Source organism: Streptococcus mitis (assembly GCF_001579045.1).
Classification (GTDB): Bacteria; Bacillota; Bacilli; order Lactobacillales; family Streptococcaceae; genus Streptococcus; species Streptococcus mitis_D.
The window spans coordinates 586,932-605,879 of sequence record NZ_KQ970261.1 but is presented as its reverse complement, the minus strand read 5'-3'; the positions used below and the strand labels follow the sequence as shown (position 1 = coordinate 605,879).

General features: G+C 41.0%; 21 protein-coding genes. 13 read left to right on the top strand and 8 right to left on the bottom strand.

The genetic code is table 11. The annotated features are described in order from the left end of the window. The first annotated feature begins 249 nt into the window (after nucleotides 1-249). The 3 genes from SMIDD28_RS02760 (at nucleotide 250) to SMIDD28_RS02750 (ending at nucleotide 1,998) form a co-directional block, all read left to right on the top strand. The gene (locus SMIDD28_RS02760; RefSeq protein ID WP_000493216.1) at nucleotides 250-828 is read left to right on the top strand and encodes a DUF4230 domain-containing protein; all 579 of its coding nucleotides are present in this window, start codon (nucleotides 250-252) and stop codon (nucleotides 826-828) included. Nucleotides 829-994: 166 nt separating this feature from the next. Beyond that, nucleotides 995-1,240 (top strand): hypothetical protein, encoded by a 246-nt coding sequence (locus SMIDD28_RS02755; protein WP_004238875.1) that lies wholly within the window; start codon nucleotides 995-997, stop codon nucleotides 1,238-1,240. A 338-nt stretch (nucleotides 1,241-1,578) separates the two neighbouring features. Continuing rightward, complete coding sequence (locus SMIDD28_RS02750) at nucleotides 1,579-1,998, top strand: leucine-rich repeat domain-containing protein (RefSeq protein ID WP_223339927.1); 420 nt, start codon at nucleotides 1,579-1,581, stop codon at nucleotides 1,996-1,998. 234 nt (nucleotides 1,999-2,232) lie between these two features. On the opposite strand, the gene SMIDD28_RS02745 is transcribed toward SMIDD28_RS02750, so the two are convergent. The 5 genes from SMIDD28_RS02745 to SMIDD28_RS02725 all read right to left on the bottom strand — a co-directional run bounded on the left by SMIDD28_RS02745 (nucleotide 2,233) and on the right by SMIDD28_RS02725 (nucleotide 7,329). After that, on the bottom strand, nucleotides 2,233-3,144 hold the full coding sequence (locus tag SMIDD28_RS02745; RefSeq protein WP_061424506.1) for a PTS system mannose/fructose/sorbose family transporter subunit IID: 912 nt from the start codon (nucleotides 3,142-3,144) through the stop codon (nucleotides 2,233-2,235). 14 nt (nucleotides 3,145-3,158) lie between these two features. Continuing rightward, nucleotides 3,159-3,971, bottom strand: coding sequence for a PTS mannose/fructose/sorbose transporter subunit IIC (locus SMIDD28_RS02740; protein WP_061424505.1), 813 nt, complete (start codon nucleotides 3,969-3,971; stop codon nucleotides 3,159-3,161). A gap of 76 nt (nucleotides 3,972-4,047) precedes the next feature. Next, entirely contained in the window at nucleotides 4,048-5,037 is a 990-nt protein-coding gene (locus tag SMIDD28_RS02735) for a PTS sugar transporter subunit IIB (RefSeq protein ID WP_061424504.1), read from the bottom strand. 235 nt (nucleotides 5,038-5,272) lie between these two features. Next, entirely contained in the window at nucleotides 5,273-6,292 is a 1,020-nt protein-coding gene (gene adhP, locus SMIDD28_RS02730; RefSeq protein WP_061424503.1) for an alcohol dehydrogenase AdhP, read from the bottom strand. A gap of 224 nt (nucleotides 6,293-6,516) precedes the next feature. Beyond that, nucleotides 6,517-7,329, bottom strand: a complete 813-nt coding sequence (locus tag SMIDD28_RS02725) for a Cof-type HAD-IIB family hydrolase (protein WP_061424502.1) — start codon at nucleotides 7,327-7,329, stop codon at nucleotides 6,517-6,519. A 189-nt stretch (nucleotides 7,330-7,518) separates the two neighbouring features. Here SMIDD28_RS02725 and SMIDD28_RS02720 point away from each other — a divergent pair, with 189 nt between their 5' ends. From SMIDD28_RS02720 to folB, 6 genes are all read left to right on the top strand, one after another. Further along, the gene (locus tag SMIDD28_RS02720) at nucleotides 7,519-8,937 is read left to right on the top strand and encodes an NCS2 family permease (RefSeq protein ID WP_050084056.1); all 1,419 of its coding nucleotides are present in this window, start codon (nucleotides 7,519-7,521) and stop codon (nucleotides 8,935-8,937) included. 52 nt (nucleotides 8,938-8,989) lie between these two features. Beyond that, the gene (locus SMIDD28_RS02715) at nucleotides 8,990-9,697 is read left to right on the top strand and encodes a CPBP family intramembrane glutamic endopeptidase (protein WP_061424500.1); all 708 of its coding nucleotides are present in this window, start codon (nucleotides 8,990-8,992) and stop codon (nucleotides 9,695-9,697) included. A gap of 93 nt (nucleotides 9,698-9,790) precedes the next feature. After that, nucleotides 9,791-10,771, top strand: coding sequence for a dihydropteroate synthase (gene folP, locus SMIDD28_RS02710; RefSeq protein WP_061424498.1), 981 nt, complete (start codon nucleotides 9,791-9,793; stop codon nucleotides 10,769-10,771). Nucleotide 10,772: 1 nt separating this feature from the next. Continuing rightward, the gene (locus SMIDD28_RS02705; protein WP_061424496.1) at nucleotides 10,773-12,095 is read left to right on the top strand and encodes a bifunctional folylpolyglutamate synthase/dihydrofolate synthase; all 1,323 of its coding nucleotides are present in this window, start codon (nucleotides 10,773-10,775) and stop codon (nucleotides 12,093-12,095) included. Next, nucleotides 12,076-12,630 (top strand): GTP cyclohydrolase I FolE, encoded by a 555-nt coding sequence (gene folE, locus SMIDD28_RS02700; protein ID WP_000380931.1) that lies wholly within the window; start codon nucleotides 12,076-12,078, stop codon nucleotides 12,628-12,630. Before SMIDD28_RS02705 ends, folE begins: the two co-directional genes overlap by 20 nt. A 157-nt stretch (nucleotides 12,631-12,787) precedes the next feature. Then, a complete protein-coding gene (folB, locus tag SMIDD28_RS02695) occupies nucleotides 12,788-13,600 on the top strand; it encodes a dihydroneopterin aldolase (RefSeq protein ID WP_061424494.1) in 813 nt (270 codons plus the stop codon). A 44-nt stretch (nucleotides 13,601-13,644) separates the two neighbouring features. Here folB and SMIDD28_RS02690 read toward each other — a convergent pair whose 3' ends face one another. After that, a complete protein-coding gene (locus tag SMIDD28_RS02690) occupies nucleotides 13,645-13,962 on the bottom strand; it encodes a DUF960 domain-containing protein (RefSeq protein WP_000886035.1) in 318 nt (105 codons plus the stop codon). 236 nt (nucleotides 13,963-14,198) lie between these two features. Between SMIDD28_RS02690 and ccpA the strand changes: the two genes are divergently transcribed. After that, on the top strand, nucleotides 14,199-15,209 hold the full coding sequence (gene ccpA, locus SMIDD28_RS02685; RefSeq protein ID WP_001090628.1) for a catabolite control protein A: 1,011 nt from the start codon (nucleotides 14,199-14,201) through the stop codon (nucleotides 15,207-15,209). Between the two features lie 53 nt (nucleotides 15,210-15,262). Here ccpA and SMIDD28_RS02680 read toward each other — a convergent pair whose 3' ends face one another. Further along, complete coding sequence (locus SMIDD28_RS02680) at nucleotides 15,263-16,225, bottom strand: asparaginase (RefSeq protein ID WP_061424492.1); 963 nt, start codon at nucleotides 16,223-16,225, stop codon at nucleotides 15,263-15,265. A gap of 65 nt (nucleotides 16,226-16,290) precedes the next feature. Between SMIDD28_RS02680 and SMIDD28_RS02675 the strand changes: the two genes are divergently transcribed. Together SMIDD28_RS02675 and SMIDD28_RS12055 are read left to right on the top strand one after the other, a co-directional pair. Beyond that, the gene (locus SMIDD28_RS02675) at nucleotides 16,291-17,682 is read left to right on the top strand and encodes a Cof-type HAD-IIB family hydrolase (protein WP_061424490.1); all 1,392 of its coding nucleotides are present in this window, start codon (nucleotides 16,291-16,293) and stop codon (nucleotides 17,680-17,682) included. Further along, entirely contained in the window at nucleotides 17,679-17,837 is a 159-nt protein-coding gene (locus tag SMIDD28_RS12055; RefSeq protein WP_231075109.1) for a hypothetical protein, read from the top strand. Before SMIDD28_RS02675 ends, SMIDD28_RS12055 begins: the two co-directional genes overlap by 4 nt. A gap of 72 nt (nucleotides 17,838-17,909) precedes the next feature. Here the strand turns inward: SMIDD28_RS12055 and SMIDD28_RS02670 are convergent, their stop codons facing one another. After that, on the bottom strand, nucleotides 17,910-18,362 hold the full coding sequence (locus SMIDD28_RS02670; RefSeq protein ID WP_061424489.1) for a universal stress protein: 453 nt from the start codon (nucleotides 18,360-18,362) through the stop codon (nucleotides 17,910-17,912). 161 nt (nucleotides 18,363-18,523) lie between these two features. Between SMIDD28_RS02670 and SMIDD28_RS02665 the strand changes: the two genes are divergently transcribed. Next, the gene (locus SMIDD28_RS02665; protein WP_061424487.1) at nucleotides 18,524-18,826 is read left to right on the top strand and encodes a hypothetical protein; all 303 of its coding nucleotides are present in this window, start codon (nucleotides 18,524-18,526) and stop codon (nucleotides 18,824-18,826) included. The last annotated feature ends 122 nt before the right edge of the window (nucleotides 18,827-18,948 follow it).

Sequence of the window (18,948 nt, the reverse complement as noted above, 5' to 3'; positions counted from 1 at the left end):
TTTCTTCATCAACACTATTTGACAAAGAGCCCTTTTTTAGTGCTCAAAATAGCACTCAATTTTAAATGGATTTGGTGTTCAAAAAATATAATCAAATGCAACAAACTAATTTCATTTTTAATAGGCACAATTAATTTTAGAAGATAGTACGAAAAAATATTGACTATTTTCTTTAGAATGTGTAAAATTTAGATAGATTATTTAAAGTGAGGTTTTTTTATCTTGTCTATATTAAAGAAGAAAGTTAATATGTTTAGTGTACTATTGAATGTGGTATTAATAGCTATTATAGCTATTGGAGTGCTATTTTTCTTACCTAAGGAACATAAATCAGAAGTCAAATCGTCAATTAATATCGAAAGTATTGAAAAAGTGAATGAAGTTGTATTTTTGAATGCGGGAATTAATGAAATTATTTCTGAAACAAAAACAACTCAAGTTTTTGGGTTTGATGTGCCGTTCTCTAAAAAAGCAGCATTAGTAATTTTAAATTATAAAGCTAAATTTGGAATTAAAAGTAGTGTAAAGGTTGAACAAATAAGCGAAAAAGAATATAAGGTTATTGTTCCAAAATTGGAAGTAATTGGTGTTGAACTTTCAAAAGATAATCCTTATGATTTATATGATAGTCATGGAGAGTTATTAAGTGGAACTACAGAAGATATTGATACTGGGAAATTGGTCGCTAACCAACTTTCTAGTGATAAACAAGCAGAGTATTTAGATAAATTTAAGAGTGAAATTAAAGAATCTGCAATCAATTATTATAAAACAATATTTTCTTCAATGGATTCTGAAGTAAAAGTAACTATAGAATTTACAGAATAATTTTTGAAATACAAAACCCTGGCCATCTCTGGTCAGGGTTTTGTGTGGTTCTATAATTTTTAGGGTTGATGGAAATTTTCCACCAACCCTATTTTAGTGTATACAAAAAGGCCAACATCCATTATATTAAAAGCGCTGAAACCTAAAACAAAAGAATGATGACCATATGAACAATATACTAGAAGCTACACTACAAATCAAAGATGCACACAATGAAGGTGTTACATTCCATTTCTTAGAGAATATTAAAGAAGTATTGCGTGATGAGAGTGGGAAAGTAACTGGTGTAAAGGTTATTACAATGGAACTTGGTGAATCAGATGAAAGTGGAAGAAGATCAACGCATGAAGTGGCAGGTAGTGAACATATTATTCCATGTGACCTTGTCGTTGCAGCAATTGAACAAAAGTAGACTTTAGTGTTCTAGATGAAAGGTAAAAATTTGACTTTCGGTCAACATCAGAATACAATAGAAATGAACTAATAACAGGGGATGCATATTTAGGTCCTCAATCTATCGCAACCGCAATTAAAGGCGGGTGAGAAGTTGCGACAGAAGTACATGAATCGTTTAAAGAAAACACATAAATAACTTGTGGTGCCTTTCGTTTTTTTACTGGGAAAATTAAGGAACTATAGTTATAAATCCTTAAATATATTAATATATTAACATGCGTATATTTATGGGAAGAAGGTTATGTCATCTATAGTTGTACTTCTGACGATAAGGTTGTTCGTGTACCAAAGGAAATTAAAGGTAAACCTGTTATCGCAATTGGAGAACGTGGTCTTGCGAACTTGAAACATTGTGAGGCAATCGTTTTACCAGATACAGTACGATATATTGGAAAAGGTGCGTTTACGATTGACAATAAGTTAAAGTATGTCCACTTTGGTAAGTCAATAGAAACAGTAGAAGATGATGTTTTCAACTCTGATAGTTCATTAGAATCAGTTGTATTCCCAGAAGGAACAAAGAGTATTGGAACATTAGTATTTTGGGGGACATCATCAATTAAATCTATTACAATTCCAGCAAGTGTAACAGAAATTACAGAATACTTCTATTTTGTGGATAACTGTAACCCAGATGTAGAAATCCATACACCTAAGGGATCAAAGGCAGAAGAAGTAGCTAAAGCAATGCAACTTAAAGTAGTAAATGACTAAAGGGGAATAGTATGAACAAAAAATTACTATCAGGCTTAGGGACTGACCCCAAAAAGTGAGAATTTAATAAAAACACCCTAGGGCTACCGTCTTCGGTATTCAACCGGAGACAGGTAGTCCAATTTTTGTTGGATTCTTTTTTCATTAGGTTCTTCATCAACACTATTTGACAAAGAGCCAAAAGAATCAGGTGATAAACCTGATTCTTTTTTTGTTTGTACATTCTCACCAAGATTACATGATACCGAAGAAACGAGCTGCGATACCTACTGCAAAGAGTGCAAGGATGATTGAGATTGGTGATACTTTTTTCTTAAGCAACCACATGCAAAGGAAAGTAAGGAGAAGTCCCATCAATCCTGGAATCAATGAGTTCAACTGTCCTTGAAGGGTTTGTGGTTGAATCTTATCTAGGCTCAATCCACCAAGTGCTTGACCAAGGATACCTTTCAATTCAGCACCTGATACAGCTCCTTCTGGGAAGTTGATGTAGGCACCTTCAGCCAGTTGTTTACCTGGAAGGTTAACAGTAAAGTTAATCGATACCCAACGTTGTACAAGAACGGCAAGAATGAACATACCAAGGATAGAAGCACCTTTAGTGATGTCTTTCAAGATACCACCAGACATGTCTTTAGTGATTTCAGATCCAGCTTTGTAACCAAACTCTTGTGTGTACCATAGGAAGGCCATACGGATAGCGTTCCATCCGAAGAAGAAGAGAAGTGGACCAACTAAGTTACCAGATGCAGCAAGTGATGCACCAAGAGCTCCAAGGATAGGACGAACTGTAAACCAGAATACTGGGTCACCGATACCAGCAAGAGGTCCCATCATACCGATTTTAACCCCTTGGATAGCAGCGTCGTCGATTTCAACACCGTTCGCACGTTCTTCTTCAAGTGCAAGAGTAACCCCCATGATTGGAGCAGCTACGTATGGGTGAGTGTTAAAGAACTCAAGGTGGCGCTCAAGAGCAGCAGCTTGGTCTTCTTTAGTAGTGTACAATTTTTTGATAGCTGGGATTAATGAATAAGTCCAACCCAAGTTTTGCATACGCTCGTAGTTCCAAGAACCTTGAAGGAATTGTGAACGCCACCAAACTTTTTTACGATCTGATTTTGATAATTGAAGTTTTTCAGTCATGATTGTTCCCCTTTCTAGTAGTCTTCTAGGATATCACCGATTGGGTCGTTAGAAGTTGTAGCTCCTCCGCCACCGTTACCACCTTGTTTTGAAAGGTTAAGGTAGATGAAGGCAAGGGCAACACCGATTACACCAAGGGCAATCAAAGTCAATTGAGAAATGGCAGCAAAAGCAAAACCGAGTGCGAAGAATGGCCATACTTCACGAGTTGCCATCATGTTGATAACCATAGCGTAACCAACGGCAACGACCATAGCACCACCGACAGCCATACCACCGTTCAACCAGTCTGGCATCAATTTAAGAGCATCTTGAACGGCAGAAGCTGGGATAGCGATAAGGAAGGCTGCAGGGATAGCAATACGAAGACCTTGAAGAAGAAGTGCGATAAAGTGAGCACGTTCAACAGCTGCAATATTTCCTTCTTTAGCAGCAGCATCTGCAGTGTGAACCAAACCAACTGAGATTGTACGAACAATCATAGTTAGGAAAAGTCCAGCTACGGCAAGAGGGATAGCTGTTGCTGTTGCAACGGCGATACCTTCAGTAGTAAAGTTACCACCTTTGATCAAGATGATTGCTGCAGCAACAGATGCAAGAGCAGCGTCAGGAGCTACGGCAGCTCCGATATTTGCCCAACCAAGGGCAATCATTTGAAGTGAACCACCAAGCATAACCCCTGCTTCGAGGTTACCAGTTGCAAGTCCGATAAGTGTACATGCGACGATTGGTTGATGGAATTGGAATTGGTCGAGGATACCTTCAAGACCTGCAAGGAAGGCAACAACTACAACCAAGACAGCAGAAATAATTGAAATATCTGACATGGTTTTATTCCTTTTCTATTTAATGATAATAAAGTGAAATATTTTCTTATAATTCTTCGATAGTTATTGATTTCTATTATTGAACGTTGGCTTTGTTAATCAAGTCAAACAAATCTTTTTTGGTGTCGTTTGGTACTTTACGTACGTCAAATTCAACACCGAGGTCACGCATTTTTTCAAATGTAGCAACGTCATCTTTGTCCATAGACAAAACGTTGTTGACCATTGTTTTACCTGTTGAGTGAGCCATTGATCCTACGTTAAGGGTCTTGATTGGAACGCCACCTTCGATTGCACGAAGGGCATCTTGAGGTGTTTCAAACAAGATAAGGGCATGTGTTTCTCCAAAGCGTGGGTCTTTTGAAACCTCGATCAATTTTTGAATTGGAACCACATTGGCTCTGACATTATTTGGAGCTGCTTGTTTAATCAATTCTTTACGAAGGTCGTCGCTTGCAACGTTATCTGAAGCAACGATGATACGATCTGCTTTTGAATCTGGAGTCCAAGCAGTGGCAACCTGACCGTGAAGTAAACGAGTGTCTAGACGGGCAAGATTGATTTTCAGTTTACCATCACCGATAACAGTTCCTTCTGGGATAGCAGCTTGGGCAACTGGAGCAGCTGCAGCACTTGCAACTTCTTCAACTGGATTTAACTCTTCTGGAAGAGCTTTGATGCCATCTTTGGCTTCTTTGATAATATTCGCAGCGACTTTTTCCACACCTGCTGTAGCGTCCATGAGGCGCTCTGTATAGGCTTGGATTAACATCGGTAAGTTAAGTCCTGTGATGATGGCAAACTTACGATCAGGATTTTCTCCCATCACGCGACTAGCTTGGTTGAATGGAGAACCACTCCAAAGGTCAGCCAAAACTAGCACCTCATCTTCTGCGTCAAATGCAGCCACAGCGTTGTTAAATTTAGCATATAGGTCATCTGGACCTTCATTTGGCATAAAGGTTACAACTTGAACCTTTTCTTGTTCACCAAAGATCATAGATCCTGACTGATGAATACCCGCAGCAAATTCGCCGTGGCTCGCAATAATGATTCCGATACTCATTATTGTCATTCCTCCTTTTTGTTGTTTCAGTCTTCATTTAAGAAAACTTTAAGACTAAATAAGTATAAACCGTTTTCATGTAAAAAGCAACTATTTATCATAAAAAATTAAAAAGGTTACCTTTGAAGATGTTGATATATTAAGTTTTCGAAAGGTAATCTAGAGTCCATATTTAAAAATTTAATATAAAAAAGTTGGAAGAAGCTTCCAACTTTTAAAATAGGTTTTTATTAAATTAGTGGGTGAAGTCGAGTACCATACGTCCTTGGATTTGACCTTTTTCCATTTCGTCGAAAACAGCTACCGCATCTTCTACTGGACGCTTTTGGACAACTGGGACTACCAAACCTTCTGCGCCGAATTGGAAGGCCTCTTCCAAGTCTTTACGAGTTCCTACAAGAGAACCGATAACTTGGATTCCATCTAGAACGGTTTTCACAATGCTGAGTTCCATCATTTCAGAAGGAAGACCAACTGCGACGACACGACCACCAGCACGAACTGAGTCAACAGCTTGGTTGAAGGCAACTTTAGATACAGCAGTTACGACAGCTGAATGAGCCCCTCCATCAGTTTTTTCCTTGATGAGTCCAGGTACATCGTCGACTTCGAGGCCGTTAATCACAATGTCAGCACCTACTTCTTTTGCAAGGGCAAGTTTGTCATTGTTGATATCAACTGCGATGACATGAGCATTGAATACTTTTTTAGCATATTGAACTGCGAGATTACCAAGTCCACCAGCACCGTAAAGAACAACCCATTGGCCTGGTTCAACTTTGGCCTCTTTAATAGCTTTATAGGTTGTTACACCAGCACATGTGATAGAAGAAGCTTGGGCTGGATCAAGTCCGTCAGGAACTTTGACAGCATAGTCTGCAGTTACAATACATTGTTCAGCCATACCACCATCTACTGAGTAGCCGGCATTTTTCACTGTACGGCAAAGAGTTTCACGGCCAGTAGTACAGTATTCGCAAGTGCCACATCCTTCAAAGAACCAAGCAACGCTGACGCGGTCGCCGACTTTAAGGCTTTTTACATCTGGAGCAATTTCTTTAACGATACCAACACCTTCGTGACCTAGGACACGTCCTGGTACTTGACCAAAGTCACCATGGGCAACGTGAAGGTCAGTGTGGCAAACACCACAGTATTCAATTTCTACGAGTGCTTCCCCAGTTTCAAGTGGACGGAGTACTTTTTCTTCAATAGCAACACCAGTGCTTTCTGGATTTACAACAACAGCTTTCATAGCTATCCTCCTTGATATTAACTGAGAGCAGGAGAAACAGGACTGGATTGATTTTGTGTCAACAGGGTCGAGTATGACGAGCTCTCTTGTATTTATATGTGAAGTATATCACAAAAGAAAGCCTTTTCCAAGGTTTTGGAGGCAAAAAGTAGAACAATCGATTAACTGGTTGATGAGACTGTGAAAAGAGCACAAAGACCAGCTTGCAAGCTGGTCAGTAGGGACTATAAGAATAAGTCTTGCAGGGTTTTGGCAACCCCATCTTGGTCGTTGGTCAGGGAAATTTGCTCATCTGCATAAGGGAGTAGCTCTGGGTTGGCATTTTTCATGGCATAGCCCTTTCCAGCAAAAGCGAGCATTTCGGTATCGTTGTGCTCATCTCCAAAGGCAATCAAATCTTTTTTGTCACGGTTCATTACCTTGAGCAAGTAGTCTAAGGCAAAGGCCTTATTGACTCTTTTGGGTGTACACTCAAGGATATTGAGCGGACCTCCCCAGGTATTGATAGACAGTTGATGCTGGTAGAAGGCGTTCATTTCTTTTGCCAAGGCATATTTGTCGCTGGCTCTGGTCTGCAAGAGAATACAGTTAGGGTTCTTGGTCACCAATTCAGGCTGAAATTGATTTTCAGGCTGGAAAGCTTCTACGCCAAATAGTTTGGGATTGGCAATTTCTTCATTAGGATTTGTAATGTAGAATTTTTTACGATATTCTCCAGCGATAAAATCGGCTTGAATATCCTCTGAACGTCGAACCATGTCTAGCAGATATTTTTTGTCTACAGTTAGACACTTTTCAAAATCCCAAACTTGGTCTGGTAAATGAGTAAGGGAGCCGTTGAAATTAATCATAGGAGTGTCTAAGCTAAGTTCACGGTAGAAATCTTTTGACATTCGGTAAGGGCGACCGGTCGTAATAATAATCTGGTGGCCTTTTTCAGCAACTTTTTTAATGGTTTCTTTGGTAAAGTCAGAAATTTTACTGTCCGAGTTGAGCAGGGTTCCATCCAGGTCAACTGCAATAATTTTTTTCGTCATAGGGACCTTTCTAGTGTCTTTTCAGATAAGATGTCTACTATTATAACAGAAAGCAGGCAGAAAAGCAGATTCCAAACAAAAAATGAAATTTCATCAAATTCTTAAATAAATCAAACAAAGATATTGAAAAAGTGAATGATAAATGATATAATTCTATTATTGTTCGTAAAAATTAAAAGGAGATTGATAATGGACAAATTATTTAAACTAAAAGAGAACGGTACAGACGTTCGTACAGAGGTTCTCGCTGGTTTAACAACTTTCTTTGCAATGAGCTATATTCTCTTTGTAAACCCACAAATTCTTTCGCAAACAGGAATGCCTGCTCAGGGTGTATTCCTCGCAACGATTATCGGTGCAGTTGCTGGTACCTTGATGATGGCCTTCTACGCTAACTTACCTTACGCCCAAGCACCAGGTATGGGACTCAATGCCTTCTTTACCTTTACAGTTGTATTTGGACTCGGTTATTCTTGGCAAGAAGCTCTAGCTATGGTCTTCATCTGTGGGGTCATCTCATTGATTATTACCTTGACAAATGTTCGTAAAATGATCATTGAATCGATTCCAAATGCCCTTCGCTCAGCAATTTCAGCTGGTATTGGTGTCTTTCTTGCCTACGTGGGGATTAAGAATGCTGGACTTTTGAAATTCACGATTGATCCAGGAAACTATATTGTTGTAGGAGAAGGGGCTGACAAATCCCAAGCAACGATTGCAGCAAACTCTTCAGCGGTTCCAGGCTTGGTCAGCTTTAATAATCCAGCTGTTTTGGTGGCTCTTGCAGGACTTGCCATTACTATCTTCTTTGTTATTAAAGGGATTAAAGGGGGAATTATCCTTTCTATCTTGACAACAACTGTTCTTGCTATCGCAGTTGGTTTGGTAGATTTGTCTAGTATCGATTTTGCTAATAACCATGTTGGTGCAGCCTTTGAAGACTTGAAGACAGTCTTTGGTGCAGCTCTTGGTTCAGAAGGTTTGGGAGCTTTGATTTCAGATACAGCTCGCTTACCTGAAACTCTGATGGCTATTCTTGCCTTCTCATTGACAGATATTTTTGATACAATTGGTACCTTGATCGGTACAGGTGAAAAAGTTGGTATCGTAGCGACAAATGGTGAAAATCACCAATCAGTTAAGTTGGACAAGGCTCTTTACTCTGACTTGATTGGTACTTCAATTGGTGCCATCGCAGGTACTTCAAACGTAACGACTTATATTGAGTCTGCTGCTGGTATCGGTGCAGGTGGACGTACTGGTTTGACAGCCTTGGTTGTAGCTATCTGTTTTGCGATCTCAAGCTTCTTTAGTCCACTTCTAGCGATCGTACCAACAGCCGCTACAGCTCCAATCTTGATTATCGTTGGGATTATGATGTTGGCTAGCTTGAAAAATATCCATTGGGACGATATGTCTGAAGCGGTTCCTGCTTTCTTCACATCTATCTTTATGGGATTCAGCTACTCTATCACTCAAGGGATTGCAGTTGGTTTCTTGACTTACACTTTGACTAAGCTTGTCAAAGGTCAAGCTAAAGATGTTCACGTCATGATTTGGATTTTGGATGCCTTGTTTATCCTTAACTACATCAGCATGGCCCTATAATAGGATAACCCAGGGGGATTTCCCCCCTTTTTTAATATAAAGGAGATGAATGATGGAAGAGAAAAGTATATGGAAAGAATTGTTGAATCGTGCAGGCTGGATTTTGGTCTTTTTGCTAGCGACAATTTTATATCAGATTCCTTTAGCGGTTACTTCCATTTTAACTTTAAATGAAGTACCACTGTTACAGTCAGGACTGATAGTTGCTGGTATTTCAATTGTAGTGTTGGTCCTATTTATTTTTGGAGCTCGTAAAACGCAATTAGCAAGTTTTAATTTTTCTTTTTTTAGAGCTAAGGATTTGGCACGATTGGGCTTGAGTTATTTAGTTATTATCTGTTCAAATATACTTGGCTCTATCTTGTTACAACTGTCAAATGAGACGACAACGGGGAATCAGTCTCAGATTAACGATATGGTTCAGAATAGTTCTCTGATTTCCAGTTTCTTCTTGTTGGCCTTGCTTGCTCCAATTTGTGAGGAAATCTTGTGCCGTGGGATTGTTCCTAAAAAGATTTTCCGAGGTAAGGAGAACTTGGGATTTGTAGTCGGTACGATTGTGTTTGCTTTATTGCATCAACCAAGTAATTTACCTTCTTTATTGATTTATGGAGGTATGTCTATCGTTCTAACTTGGACGGCTTACAAGACCCAACGTTTGGAAATGTCTATCTTACTTCACATGATTGTGAATGGGGTTGCTTTCTGTTTGCTGGCTCTCGTGGTGATTTTGAGTCGGACATTAGGGATTTCTGTTTAAGATTTTTGACAATTGCTTACATGTTTCTACTGGGAAAAAGATGAATGCAATCGTGTACATCTTTTTCTTTTTATGGTAAAATAGAGAAATAATATGGTGAAAAGCCTTGAGGGAGTGACCGATATGTTAAGTAAAGCCAATCATGCAAAGACAGCTATTTGCGGAATTATCAATGTAACCCCAGACTCCTTTTCGGACGGTGGTCAATTTTTTGCTCTTGAGCAGGCACTCCAGCAGGCTCGTAAATTGATAGCAGAAGGAGCCAGCATGCTAGATATCGGCGGAGAATCGACTCGGCCGGGCAGTAGCTATGTTGAGATAGAGATAGAAGAGGAAATCCAGCGTGTTGTTCCAGTGATTAAAGCGATTCGCAAGGAAAGTGATGTCCTCATCTCTATTGATACTTGGAAGAGTCAGGTAGCAGAGGCTGCTTTGGCTGCTGGTGCCAATCTAGTCAATGATATCACTGGTTTCATGGGTGATGAAAAAATGGCCCATGTGGTTGCAAATGCTGGAGCGAAAGTAGTCATTATGTTTAATCCAGTCATGGCGCGACCTCAGCATCCTAGCTCGCTCATATTTCCTCATTTTGGTTTTGGACAAGCTTTTACAGAGGAAGAGTTAGCTGACTTTGAAAAATTGCCAATCGAAGAGTTGATGGAGACTTTTTTTGAACGAGCACTAGCGAGAGCAGAGGAAGCTGGGATTGCACCAGAAAATATCCTGTTGGATCCAGGAATCGGCTTTGGTCTGACCAAGAAAGAAAATTTGTTTCTTTTACGGGATCTGGATAAACTACATCAGAAGGGCTATCCAATCTTTCTTGGAGTGTCGCGCAAGCGGTTTGTCATCAATATCCTTGAAGAAAATGGTTTTGAAGTCAATCCTGAGACAGAACTTGGTTTCCGCAATCGAGATACGGCTTCTGCTCATGTAACCAGTATCGCTGCGAGACAGGGTGTGGAAGTGGTGCGCGTGCATGACGTAGCTAGTCATAGGATGGCAGTTGAAATTGCTTCTGCTATTCGTCTGGCTGATGAAGCGGAAAATCTAGATTTAAAACAATATAAATAAGATGAAAGAAATTGAAAATAATCAGTGGATTGCTAACTACCGGGCGGACCAGCCGCATTTTGGTTTGGAACGAATGGTGGAACTGTTAGCTTTGCGTGGCAATCCCCATCTCAAACTCAAGGTCATCCATATCGGAGGGACCAATGGCAAGGGTTCGACCATTGCTTTTTTGAAAAATATGCTAGAAAAGCTAGGGCTGAGAGTTGGTGTTTTCAGCTCCCCCTATCTCATTCATTACACAGACCAGATTAGCATCAATGGGGCATCTATCCTAGAAGCGAGACTAGAAGCCCTCATGGCGGATTACCGGTCTTTGCTGGAGGGAGAAGCGGCCGCTAATTTACAGGGGACAACCGAGTTTGAGATTATCACAGCCATAGCCTATGATTACTTTGCCTCAGAGCAAGTAGATGTGGCCATCATGGAAGTGGGTATGGGCGGACTCTTGGATAGTACCAATGTCTGCCAACCCATTTTAACAGGTATCACGACTATTGGACTGGACCATGTAGCCCTACTTGGTGATACCTTGGAAGCTATAGCAGAGCAGAAGGCTGGTATTATCAAACAAGGTATTCCCTTGGTAACAGGCCGTATCGCTCCAGAAGCTTTGGCTGTGATTGACCGCATTGCGGAAGGGAAAGATGCGCCGAGACTTGCCTATGGGAAAGATTATCAGGTCAGCCATCAAAAGAGTGTGGTTACAGGCGAAGTCTTTGACTATACAAGTGTTGTCAGACAAGGTCGTTTCCAGACTGGCCTGCTTGGTTTGCACCAGATAGAGAATGCTGGGATGGCCATAGCTTTACTCGATACTTTTTGTCAGGAGGATGGCCGAGAGCTACCAGCTAATATCTTGATTGCTCAAGCTCTGGAAGAAACAAGATGGCCGGGGCGTCTGGAGGTCATGTCAAGGAACCCCTTGATGATTTTGGATGGGGCCCACAATCCCCATGCTATCAAGGCTTTATTAGCAACCTTGCAAGAACGCTTTGCGGATTATCATAAGGAAATCCTCTTTACTTGTATCAAAACCAAGGCCTTGGAGGATATGTTGGACTTGCTGGGGGTCATGCCAGATACCGAGCTTACTCTGACACATTTTGACGATAGTCGGGCGACTGATGAAAGCGTGCTGAAAGAGGCAGCTAAGTCTAGAAATCTCAGCTACCAAGGTTGGCAGGATTTTCTAGAGCAGAAATTGACAGATAAAAAAGAAGAGAAACAAACAGTTAGGATTATCACGGGTTCCTTGTATTTCTTGAGCCAAGTGAGAGCCTATTTGATGGAGAGGAAGAACGAAAATGGATACACAAAAGATTGAAACAGCTGTAAAAATGATTATCGAGGCTGTCGGAGAGGACGCTAACCGTGAGGGCTTGCAGGAAACGCCTGCTCGTGTGGCACGTATGTACCAAGAGATTTTTTCAGGGCTTGGTCAAACAGCGGAGGAACATTTGTCAAAATCCTTTGAGATTATCGACGATAATATGGTTGTAGAAAAGGATATCTTTTTCCATACTATGTGTGAACACCACTTCTTGCCATTTTATGGTAGAGCGCATATTGCCTATATTCCAGATGGTCGTGTGGCAGGTTTGTCTAAGCTAGCCCGTACGGTTGAAGTTTATTCGAAAAAGCCGCAAATTCAAGAACGTTTGAATATCGAAGTAGCTGATGCCTTGATGGACTATCTAGGTGCTAAAGGAGCCTTTGTTGTCATTGAGGCGGAACATATGTGTATGAGCATGCGTGGTGTCAGAAAACCAGGCACTGCAACCTTGACGACAGTAGCTCGTGGTCTATTTGAAACAGATAAGGACCTCCGAGATCAGGCTTATCGTTTAATGGGACTATAATACTCTTCGAAAATCTCTTCAAACCACGTCAGCTTCCATCTGCAACCTCAAAACAGTGTTTTGAGCAGCCTGCAGCTAGCTTCCTAGTTTGAACTTTGATTTTCATTGAGTATAAAAAGAATCCGCTTTGGGCGGATTTTTCTAGAAAGGACTACTTATGGATCAACTGCAGATTAAGGATTTGGAAATTTTTGCTTATCATGGTCTTTTTCCTAGTGAGAAAGAATTGGGGCAGAAGTTTGTTATTTCCGCAATCCTATCCTATGATATGACTAAGGCGGCTACAGACTTGGATTTGACAGCTTCTGTCCATTATGGAGAACTGTGTCAGCAGTGGACGACTTGGTTTCAGGAAACGAGTGAAGATTTGATTGAAACGGTAGCTTATAAACTGGTGGAACGTACTTTTGAGGCTTATCCTCTTGTCCAAGAAATTCAGCTGGAACTGAAAAAACCTTGGGCGCCAGTGCATTTGCCACTAGATACTTGCTCGGTAACCATTCATCGCCGCAAGCAGCGGGCCTTTATCGCCCTAGGAAGCAATATGGGGGATAAGTCAGCCAACTTGAAGCAAGCCATTGAGAAAATGCAAAATCGAGGTATCCATATTCTCAAAGAGTCCAGTGTCTTGACGACGGAGCCTTGGGGAGGTGTGGAGCAGGATATCTTTGCTAATCAAGTAATTGAGGTTGAAACCTGGTTGCCGGCCCCAGTTCTATTAGAGACCTTGTTAGCTATTGAGTCAGAGATGGGACGGGTGAGAGAAGTGCATTGGGGACCTCGTTTGATTGATTTGGACTTGCTCTTTGTGGAGGACCAGGTCATTTATACAGATGACCTTATCTTGCCTCATCCTTACATAGCGGAACGCCTTTTTGTCCTTGAGTCCTTACAGGAAATTGCACCTCATTTTATCCATCCTACCTTAAAGCAACCGATCCGTAACTTGTATAATGCTTTGAAAAAATAGAAAAACTCTAGTTTTCAGTCACTTGCAACTGAAGGCTAGAGTTTTTAAAATAGGTCATTTTCTTCTGGGAGGAGGATAGTTTCTCTACCGTCCATGTCTAAAACCAGTACTCTTGGCGGATAAAGAGGGTCAAAAGGATGGTTAAAGTCAAAATCAATAGCTGTAGGGAGGTGTTGACTTGAAAAATGGAAGGTAATTTTTCCTTGGTTATTAAGCAATTGAAACTCGAGTTCTTCTTCCAATTCAAAGACATTTTTTAAGAAGTGGTCAATAATATACCAAAAAGAGTCAATGACATCATCAGGCAAGCTGGTAACAATGCCAAAACTAGCCGATCGCATGTGGGTATTGGTAAAAGCCATATCTTTGCCTCCTTTCTTTTCCCTTATCATACAGCAAATAGGATTAAAAATCAAGAAAAGGTGATTCTTTCTTCATAAACATAGTTTTCTATGAAATTTTTTCAAACAATCTTCAAAAAAAGCTTGAAAGTGTTTACAAATAGTGATAAAATGGAATAAGTAGAATCATGAAAACGAAATTTTCATACCGTCTCTTTTTTGGAGTTTCGTGAGGTATGATATAGAAAGGAAATGGAATGAATACAGACGATACAGTAACGATTTATGATGTCGCCCGTGAAGCAGGAGTTTCAATGGCGACAGTTAGCCGTGTAGTCAATGGCAATAAGAATGTAAAAGAGAATACTCGAAAAAAAGTGCTTGAGGTGATTGACCGTTTGGATTACCGTCCAAATGCAGTGGCGCGTGGTCTTGCAAGTAAAAAGACAACCACTGTCGGTGTCGTGATTCCAAATATTACCAATGGCTATTTCTCAACGCTTGCTAAAGGAATTGATGATATCGCTGAAATGTACAAGTACAATATCGTCCTTGCTAATAGTGATGAGGATGATGACAAGGAAGTTTCAGTGGTCAATACACTGTTTTCTAAGCAAGTGGATGGTATCATTTTTATGGGGTACCACTTGACTGAAAAAATTCGTTCAGAGTTTTCTCGTTCTCGGACACCAGTTGTTCTTGCAGGGACAGTGGACGTAGAACATCAACTTCCAAGTGTTAATATTGACTACAAACAAGCAACGATTGATGCAGTAACCTACCTTGCTAAAGAAAATGAGCGCATTGCTTTCGTAAGCGGTCCATTAGTGGATGACATCAATGGTAAGGTTCGTTTGGTTGGCTACAAGGAAGCCTTGAAAAAAGCAGGTATTTCTTATAGCGAAGGATTGGTATTTGAGTCTAAATACACTTATGAAGACGGTTATGCCTTGGCAGAACGCTTAATTTCATCAAACGCAACTGCAGCAGTTGTAACAGGTGATGAGTTGGCAGCAGGAGTCTTGAACGGCCTTGCTGATAAGGGTGTATCAGTACCAGAAGAGTTTGAAATCATTACTAGTGATGATTCGCAAGTCTCACGCTTTACTCGTCCAAACTTGACAACTATCGCCCAACCTCTTTATGACCTGGGTGCTATTAGCATGCGTATGTTGACTAAGATTATGCACAAGGAAGAGTTGGAAGAACGTGAAGTTCTCTTACCTCATGGTTTGACAGAACGTCGTTCAACACGAAAACGGAAATAGAAAAAATCAGGGAATCGTGAAGATTTCCTGATTTTGCTTTCTGGAGAAGAGACTTAGCCTTCCATATAGTCTTTCAAAGCCTGTTCTGTTAGTCCGGCATTGAGGGCAATGAGGAGTTTCAAGCGAGCTTTTTGGGCATTGAGTTCTTTAACAAAGAAGACACCTGCCTTTTGCAACTGCACGCCCCCACCTTGGTAGGCATAAACAGGCTCGGCAATACCGTTAAAGCATCGTGAAACCAGAGCGACTGGGATTCCTTTTTGCAGAAGGCTTTCTAATTTTTGAGCCGTTTCTTTGGGAATATTACCAGCTCCGAATGCTTGGATAATCAAACCGTCCAGTTGTTCCAAATCCAGCATATCAATCAGCTCATCTGTCATACCAGCATAAGCCGAGATGATAGGTACCAAGCCTTGTATGTGATCAAGGTCAAAGCGAACACGAGGTTCAGCTGTTTTGAAGTAGAGGATTTCCTGTTTCATGATGAGACCAAGGGGGCCGTGAGTAGGAGTTTGGAAGGTACTGACATTGGTCGTATGTGTTTTGGTAACATACTTGGCAGCGTGGATCTCATCGTTCATAACAACCAAAACCCCTTTGTCCGCAGCCCTGTCATCGCTAGCTACCCGCAAAGCACTCAAATAATTATAAACACCGTCACTTCCGAGTTCGTTGGAGCTGCGCATGGCACCTGTTAGAACGATAGGTATATGGGGAACTTCCATGGTATCAAGGAAATAGGCTGTTTCCTCTAAAGTATCGGTCCCGTGTGTGATCACCACTCCATCGTAGTTATCTGCTTCCTCTTTGATTTTTTGGTAGAGGGCCAGCATATGTTTGGGTTTGATATGGGGGCTTGGCAGGTTAAAAAAGTCCAAGGCGTGGACTTGGATTCCTTCAAGTGGGTTAGACACATGATTCATGGGATTATCTGAACTCGTCACAACAGCGCCAGAAGCATCGGCCTGCATGGAAATAGTCCCACCCGTATGTAAAACAAGGATTTTCTTAGGCATGATTTACTCACTCTTTCTGAAATGTGGTATAATCATTGTATCACAAAAGGGGAGGTTGGGATAGGATGGAAGTCAAAGCTGTTTTTTTTGATATCGATGGAACCTTGGTCAACGATCGCAAGAGTGTTTTGAAATCCACTAAGAACGCGATTAAGATTGTTAAAGAGCAAGGAGTGCTTGTCGGCGTAGCGACAGGTCGAGGACCTTTTTTTGTTAAGGAATTGATGGACGATTTGGATCTGGATTTTGCGGTAACCTACAATGGCCAGTATATCTTTACTAAAGACAAAGTACTGTTCACGAGCCCAATTTCCAAGTTGCATTTGCGCCAGCTAATTACTTATGCTAAAAAAGAGGGCAAGGAGATTGCCCTAGGGACCAAGGATGCTATGTTGGGTTCCAAAATCATGTCCTTTGGTCTGGGTTCTTTTTCTCAACGAATCAGTCGTTTCGTTCCCTCTGTTTTAACTAGGACGGTGAGCCATTCCTTTAATCGTATGGTCAGCAAGGTGGTCTCCCAAAAGGAAGAAGACCTGCTTCATCTGATGAATCAGCCTATCTACCAAGTTTTGATACTGATGACACCAGAAGAATCTGAGAAGGCGGCGGCTGATTTTGAAGATTTGAAATTGACACGTAGCAATCCTTTTGCAGCAGATGTCATCAATCAAGGAAACTCTAAATTAGAAGGCATACGCCGAGTCGGTAAAGAATATGGCTTTGACCTCAACCAAGTCATGGCCTTTGGGGACTCAGATAACGACCTAGAAATGCTGGCAGGTGTTGGGATGTCTGTTGCTATGGGAAATGGTAGTAGCAGTGTCAAGGAAGTTGCCAAGCACATTACCACTAGCAATCAACAAGATGGGATCCACAAGGCCTTGGAACATTTTGGTGTTTTGGCTTCAGAAAAAGTCTTTGTCAGCCGTGACTATCATTTCAATAAGGTCAAGACCTTCCACCACATGATGGATGAACGGACCCAAGAAGAACCACGAGCTTGGGATTTAGAAGGTGCAACCCACAGGGCTGGCTTTAAAATAGAAGAATTGGTGGAGTTTGTTCGAGCAGCTAGTTCTTCGGAAGAGGATTTTGGTCAAGCTCTATCGCAACTTCATCAAGCTCTTGATAAGGCAGCAGATAAGGTAGCTAAGAAGACACCTGCCCAGCAAGATTTGGTGGGGCAGGTGGATGCCTTGATTGACACGCTTTATTTCACCTACGGTAGTTTTGTCTTGATGGGGGTGGATCCAGAACGTATTTTTGATATTGTTCATCAGGCCAATATGGGGAAAATTTTCCCAGATGGCAAGGCTCATTTTGATCCAGTGACCCATAAAATCTTAAAACCAGATGATTGGGAAGAAAAATATGCTCCAGAACCTGCTATTAAAAAGGAACTGCAGCGCCAACTCAAGGCTTATGAACGTCATAAAGAGAGAAATAATACTCAATGAAAATCAAAGAGCAAACTAGGAAACTAGCCGCAGGTTGCTCAAAGCACTGCTTTGAGGTTGTAGATGAAACTGACGAAGTCAGCTCAAAACACTGTTTTGAGGTTGCAGACGAAACTGACGAAGTCAGTCACATATATACGGCAAGGCGACGTTGACGTGGTTTGAAGAGATTTTCGAAGAGTATAAATAGTAAACAAAAAGGAGCGCTGAGCTCCTTTTCTTTGTGATTATAAGGTTTTTTCTTGTTCTCTCACAACCAGCAAATCGACCTTAGCATGGCGGAGAATGTATTCAGATGAAGAGCCAACCAAGAGGCGTTCAAAGGCGTTGAGACCAGTTGCGCCAACGAGGATGAGGTCCACTTCTTCAGCATCGGGAATAGTACGTGCCAGTAGGGTCTTTGGATTTCCCATTTCAATGACGATGTGAACATCTGCCACACCAGCATCTTTAGCACGTTTTTCGTACTCTTTCATCAGATTTTCAGCGTCGACTTGGAGTTCTTCGTAAACTTCAGCATCAAAGGTGGATACGCTTTGGAGCGCGCGTGTGTCAATGACATGGGCGATGGTGAGTTTAGCGTCGTTTCGTAGAGCAGAATGAACTCCCTTGATAAAAGCCAAGTCCGCTTCCTTAGAACCATCGATTGCGACCATGATATTTTGGTAACGTTGTGCCATAATGAAACCTCCTGAAATTTTCTTACTATAATTGTAAACCTTTTCACTATAGAAGTAAAGCAAAAAAAGTATTTTTTAAAAGAATGTTAGCACTTAAAATCTATATAAATATATGATAAAATAAAAGAAAGGATAGCAGGAAAGAAGTGAAGGGAGGGAGAATGATGAAAAACTCTTTTCAAGAAACAAAAAATTCAAATTTCCTTTATTATGGAATCATCCTAGTTTCGGTCTTGGTAGAAGTTATCATGATCTGGCAATTAGAGAGTCTGGTACCGCTTCTCTATCCAGGTTTTATTGGATTTTTAGTCTTTCATGTACTCTATCATCTAATCTTATTCCTAGTTGCAAAACGAAGTGGGCGTTGGGGTTACTTGATGATATGGGGACTTTTCCTCATGTTCAATCTTCTTTATGACTCCTTTTTAGGCTTGCTTTTTCTAGGTTTATCTTTTGGTATGTGATATGTCTTTCGCAAAATACCTGCTATCTCACTTGTCTTGACCTCGCTTTTAGCGAGGCTTTTCTTCTGTACGAAGCTAGTAACACGTTTTAGCAAACTTGTCGCATTCTCTTTCTAGTGGTA

What these genes read in the sequence shown, in the direction of transcription:
- SMIDD28_RS02760 (WP_000493216.1), top strand. Translation starts at nt 250, where the DNA reads ATGTTTAGTGTACTATTGAATGTGGTATTAATAGCTATTATAGCTATT.
- SMIDD28_RS02755 (WP_004238875.1), top strand. Translation starts at nt 995, where the DNA reads ATGAACAATATACTAGAAGCTACACTACAAATCAAAGATGCACACAAT.
- SMIDD28_RS02745 (WP_061424506.1), bottom strand. Translation starts at nt 3,144, where the DNA reads ATGACTGAAAAACTTCAATTATCAAAATCAGATCGTAAAAAAGTTTGG.
- SMIDD28_RS02740 (WP_061424505.1), bottom strand. Translation starts at nt 3,971, where the DNA reads ATGTCAGATATTTCAATTATTTCTGCTGTCTTGGTTGTAGTTGTTGCC.
- SMIDD28_RS02735 (WP_061424504.1), bottom strand. Translation starts at nt 5,037, where the DNA reads ATGAGTATCGGAATCATTATTGCGAGCCACGGCGAATTTGCTGCGGGT.
- adhP (WP_061424503.1), bottom strand. Translation starts at nt 6,292, where the DNA reads ATGAAAGCTGTTGTTGTAAATCCAGAAAGCACTGGTGTTGCTATTGAA.
- SMIDD28_RS02725 (WP_061424502.1), bottom strand. Translation starts at nt 7,329, where the DNA reads ATGACGAAAAAAATTATTGCAGTTGACCTGGATGGAACCCTGCTCAAC.
- SMIDD28_RS02720 (WP_050084056.1), top strand. Translation starts at nt 7,519, where the DNA reads ATGGACAAATTATTTAAACTAAAAGAGAACGGTACAGACGTTCGTACA.
- SMIDD28_RS02715 (WP_061424500.1), top strand. Translation starts at nt 8,990, where the DNA reads ATGGAAGAGAAAAGTATATGGAAAGAATTGTTGAATCGTGCAGGCTGG.
- folP (WP_061424498.1), top strand. Translation starts at nt 9,791, where the DNA reads ATGGTGAAAAGCCTTGAGGGAGTGACCGATATGTTAAGTAAAGCCAAT.
- SMIDD28_RS02705 (WP_061424496.1), top strand. Translation starts at nt 10,773, where the DNA reads ATGAAAGAAATTGAAAATAATCAGTGGATTGCTAACTACCGGGCGGAC.
- folE (WP_000380931.1), top strand. Translation starts at nt 12,076, where the DNA reads ATGGATACACAAAAGATTGAAACAGCTGTAAAAATGATTATCGAGGCT.
- folB (WP_061424494.1), top strand. Translation starts at nt 12,788, where the DNA reads ATGGATCAACTGCAGATTAAGGATTTGGAAATTTTTGCTTATCATGGT.
- SMIDD28_RS02690 (WP_000886035.1), bottom strand. Translation starts at nt 13,962, where the DNA reads ATGGCTTTTACCAATACCCACATGCGATCGGCTAGTTTTGGCATTGTT.
- ccpA (WP_001090628.1), top strand. Translation starts at nt 14,199, where the DNA reads ATGAATACAGACGATACAGTAACGATTTATGATGTCGCCCGTGAAGCA.
- SMIDD28_RS02680 (WP_061424492.1), bottom strand. Translation starts at nt 16,225, where the DNA reads ATGCCTAAGAAAATCCTTGTTTTACATACGGGTGGGACTATTTCCATG.
- SMIDD28_RS02675 (WP_061424490.1), top strand. Translation starts at nt 16,291, where the DNA reads ATGGAAGTCAAAGCTGTTTTTTTTGATATCGATGGAACCTTGGTCAAC.
- SMIDD28_RS12055 (WP_231075109.1), top strand. Translation starts at nt 17,679, where the DNA reads ATGAAAATCAAAGAGCAAACTAGGAAACTAGCCGCAGGTTGCTCAAAG.
- SMIDD28_RS02670 (WP_061424489.1), bottom strand. Translation starts at nt 18,362, where the DNA reads ATGGCACAACGTTACCAAAATATCATGGTCGCAATCGATGGTTCTAAG.
- SMIDD28_RS02665 (WP_061424487.1), top strand. Translation starts at nt 18,524, where the DNA reads ATGATGAAAAACTCTTTTCAAGAAACAAAAAATTCAAATTTCCTTTAT.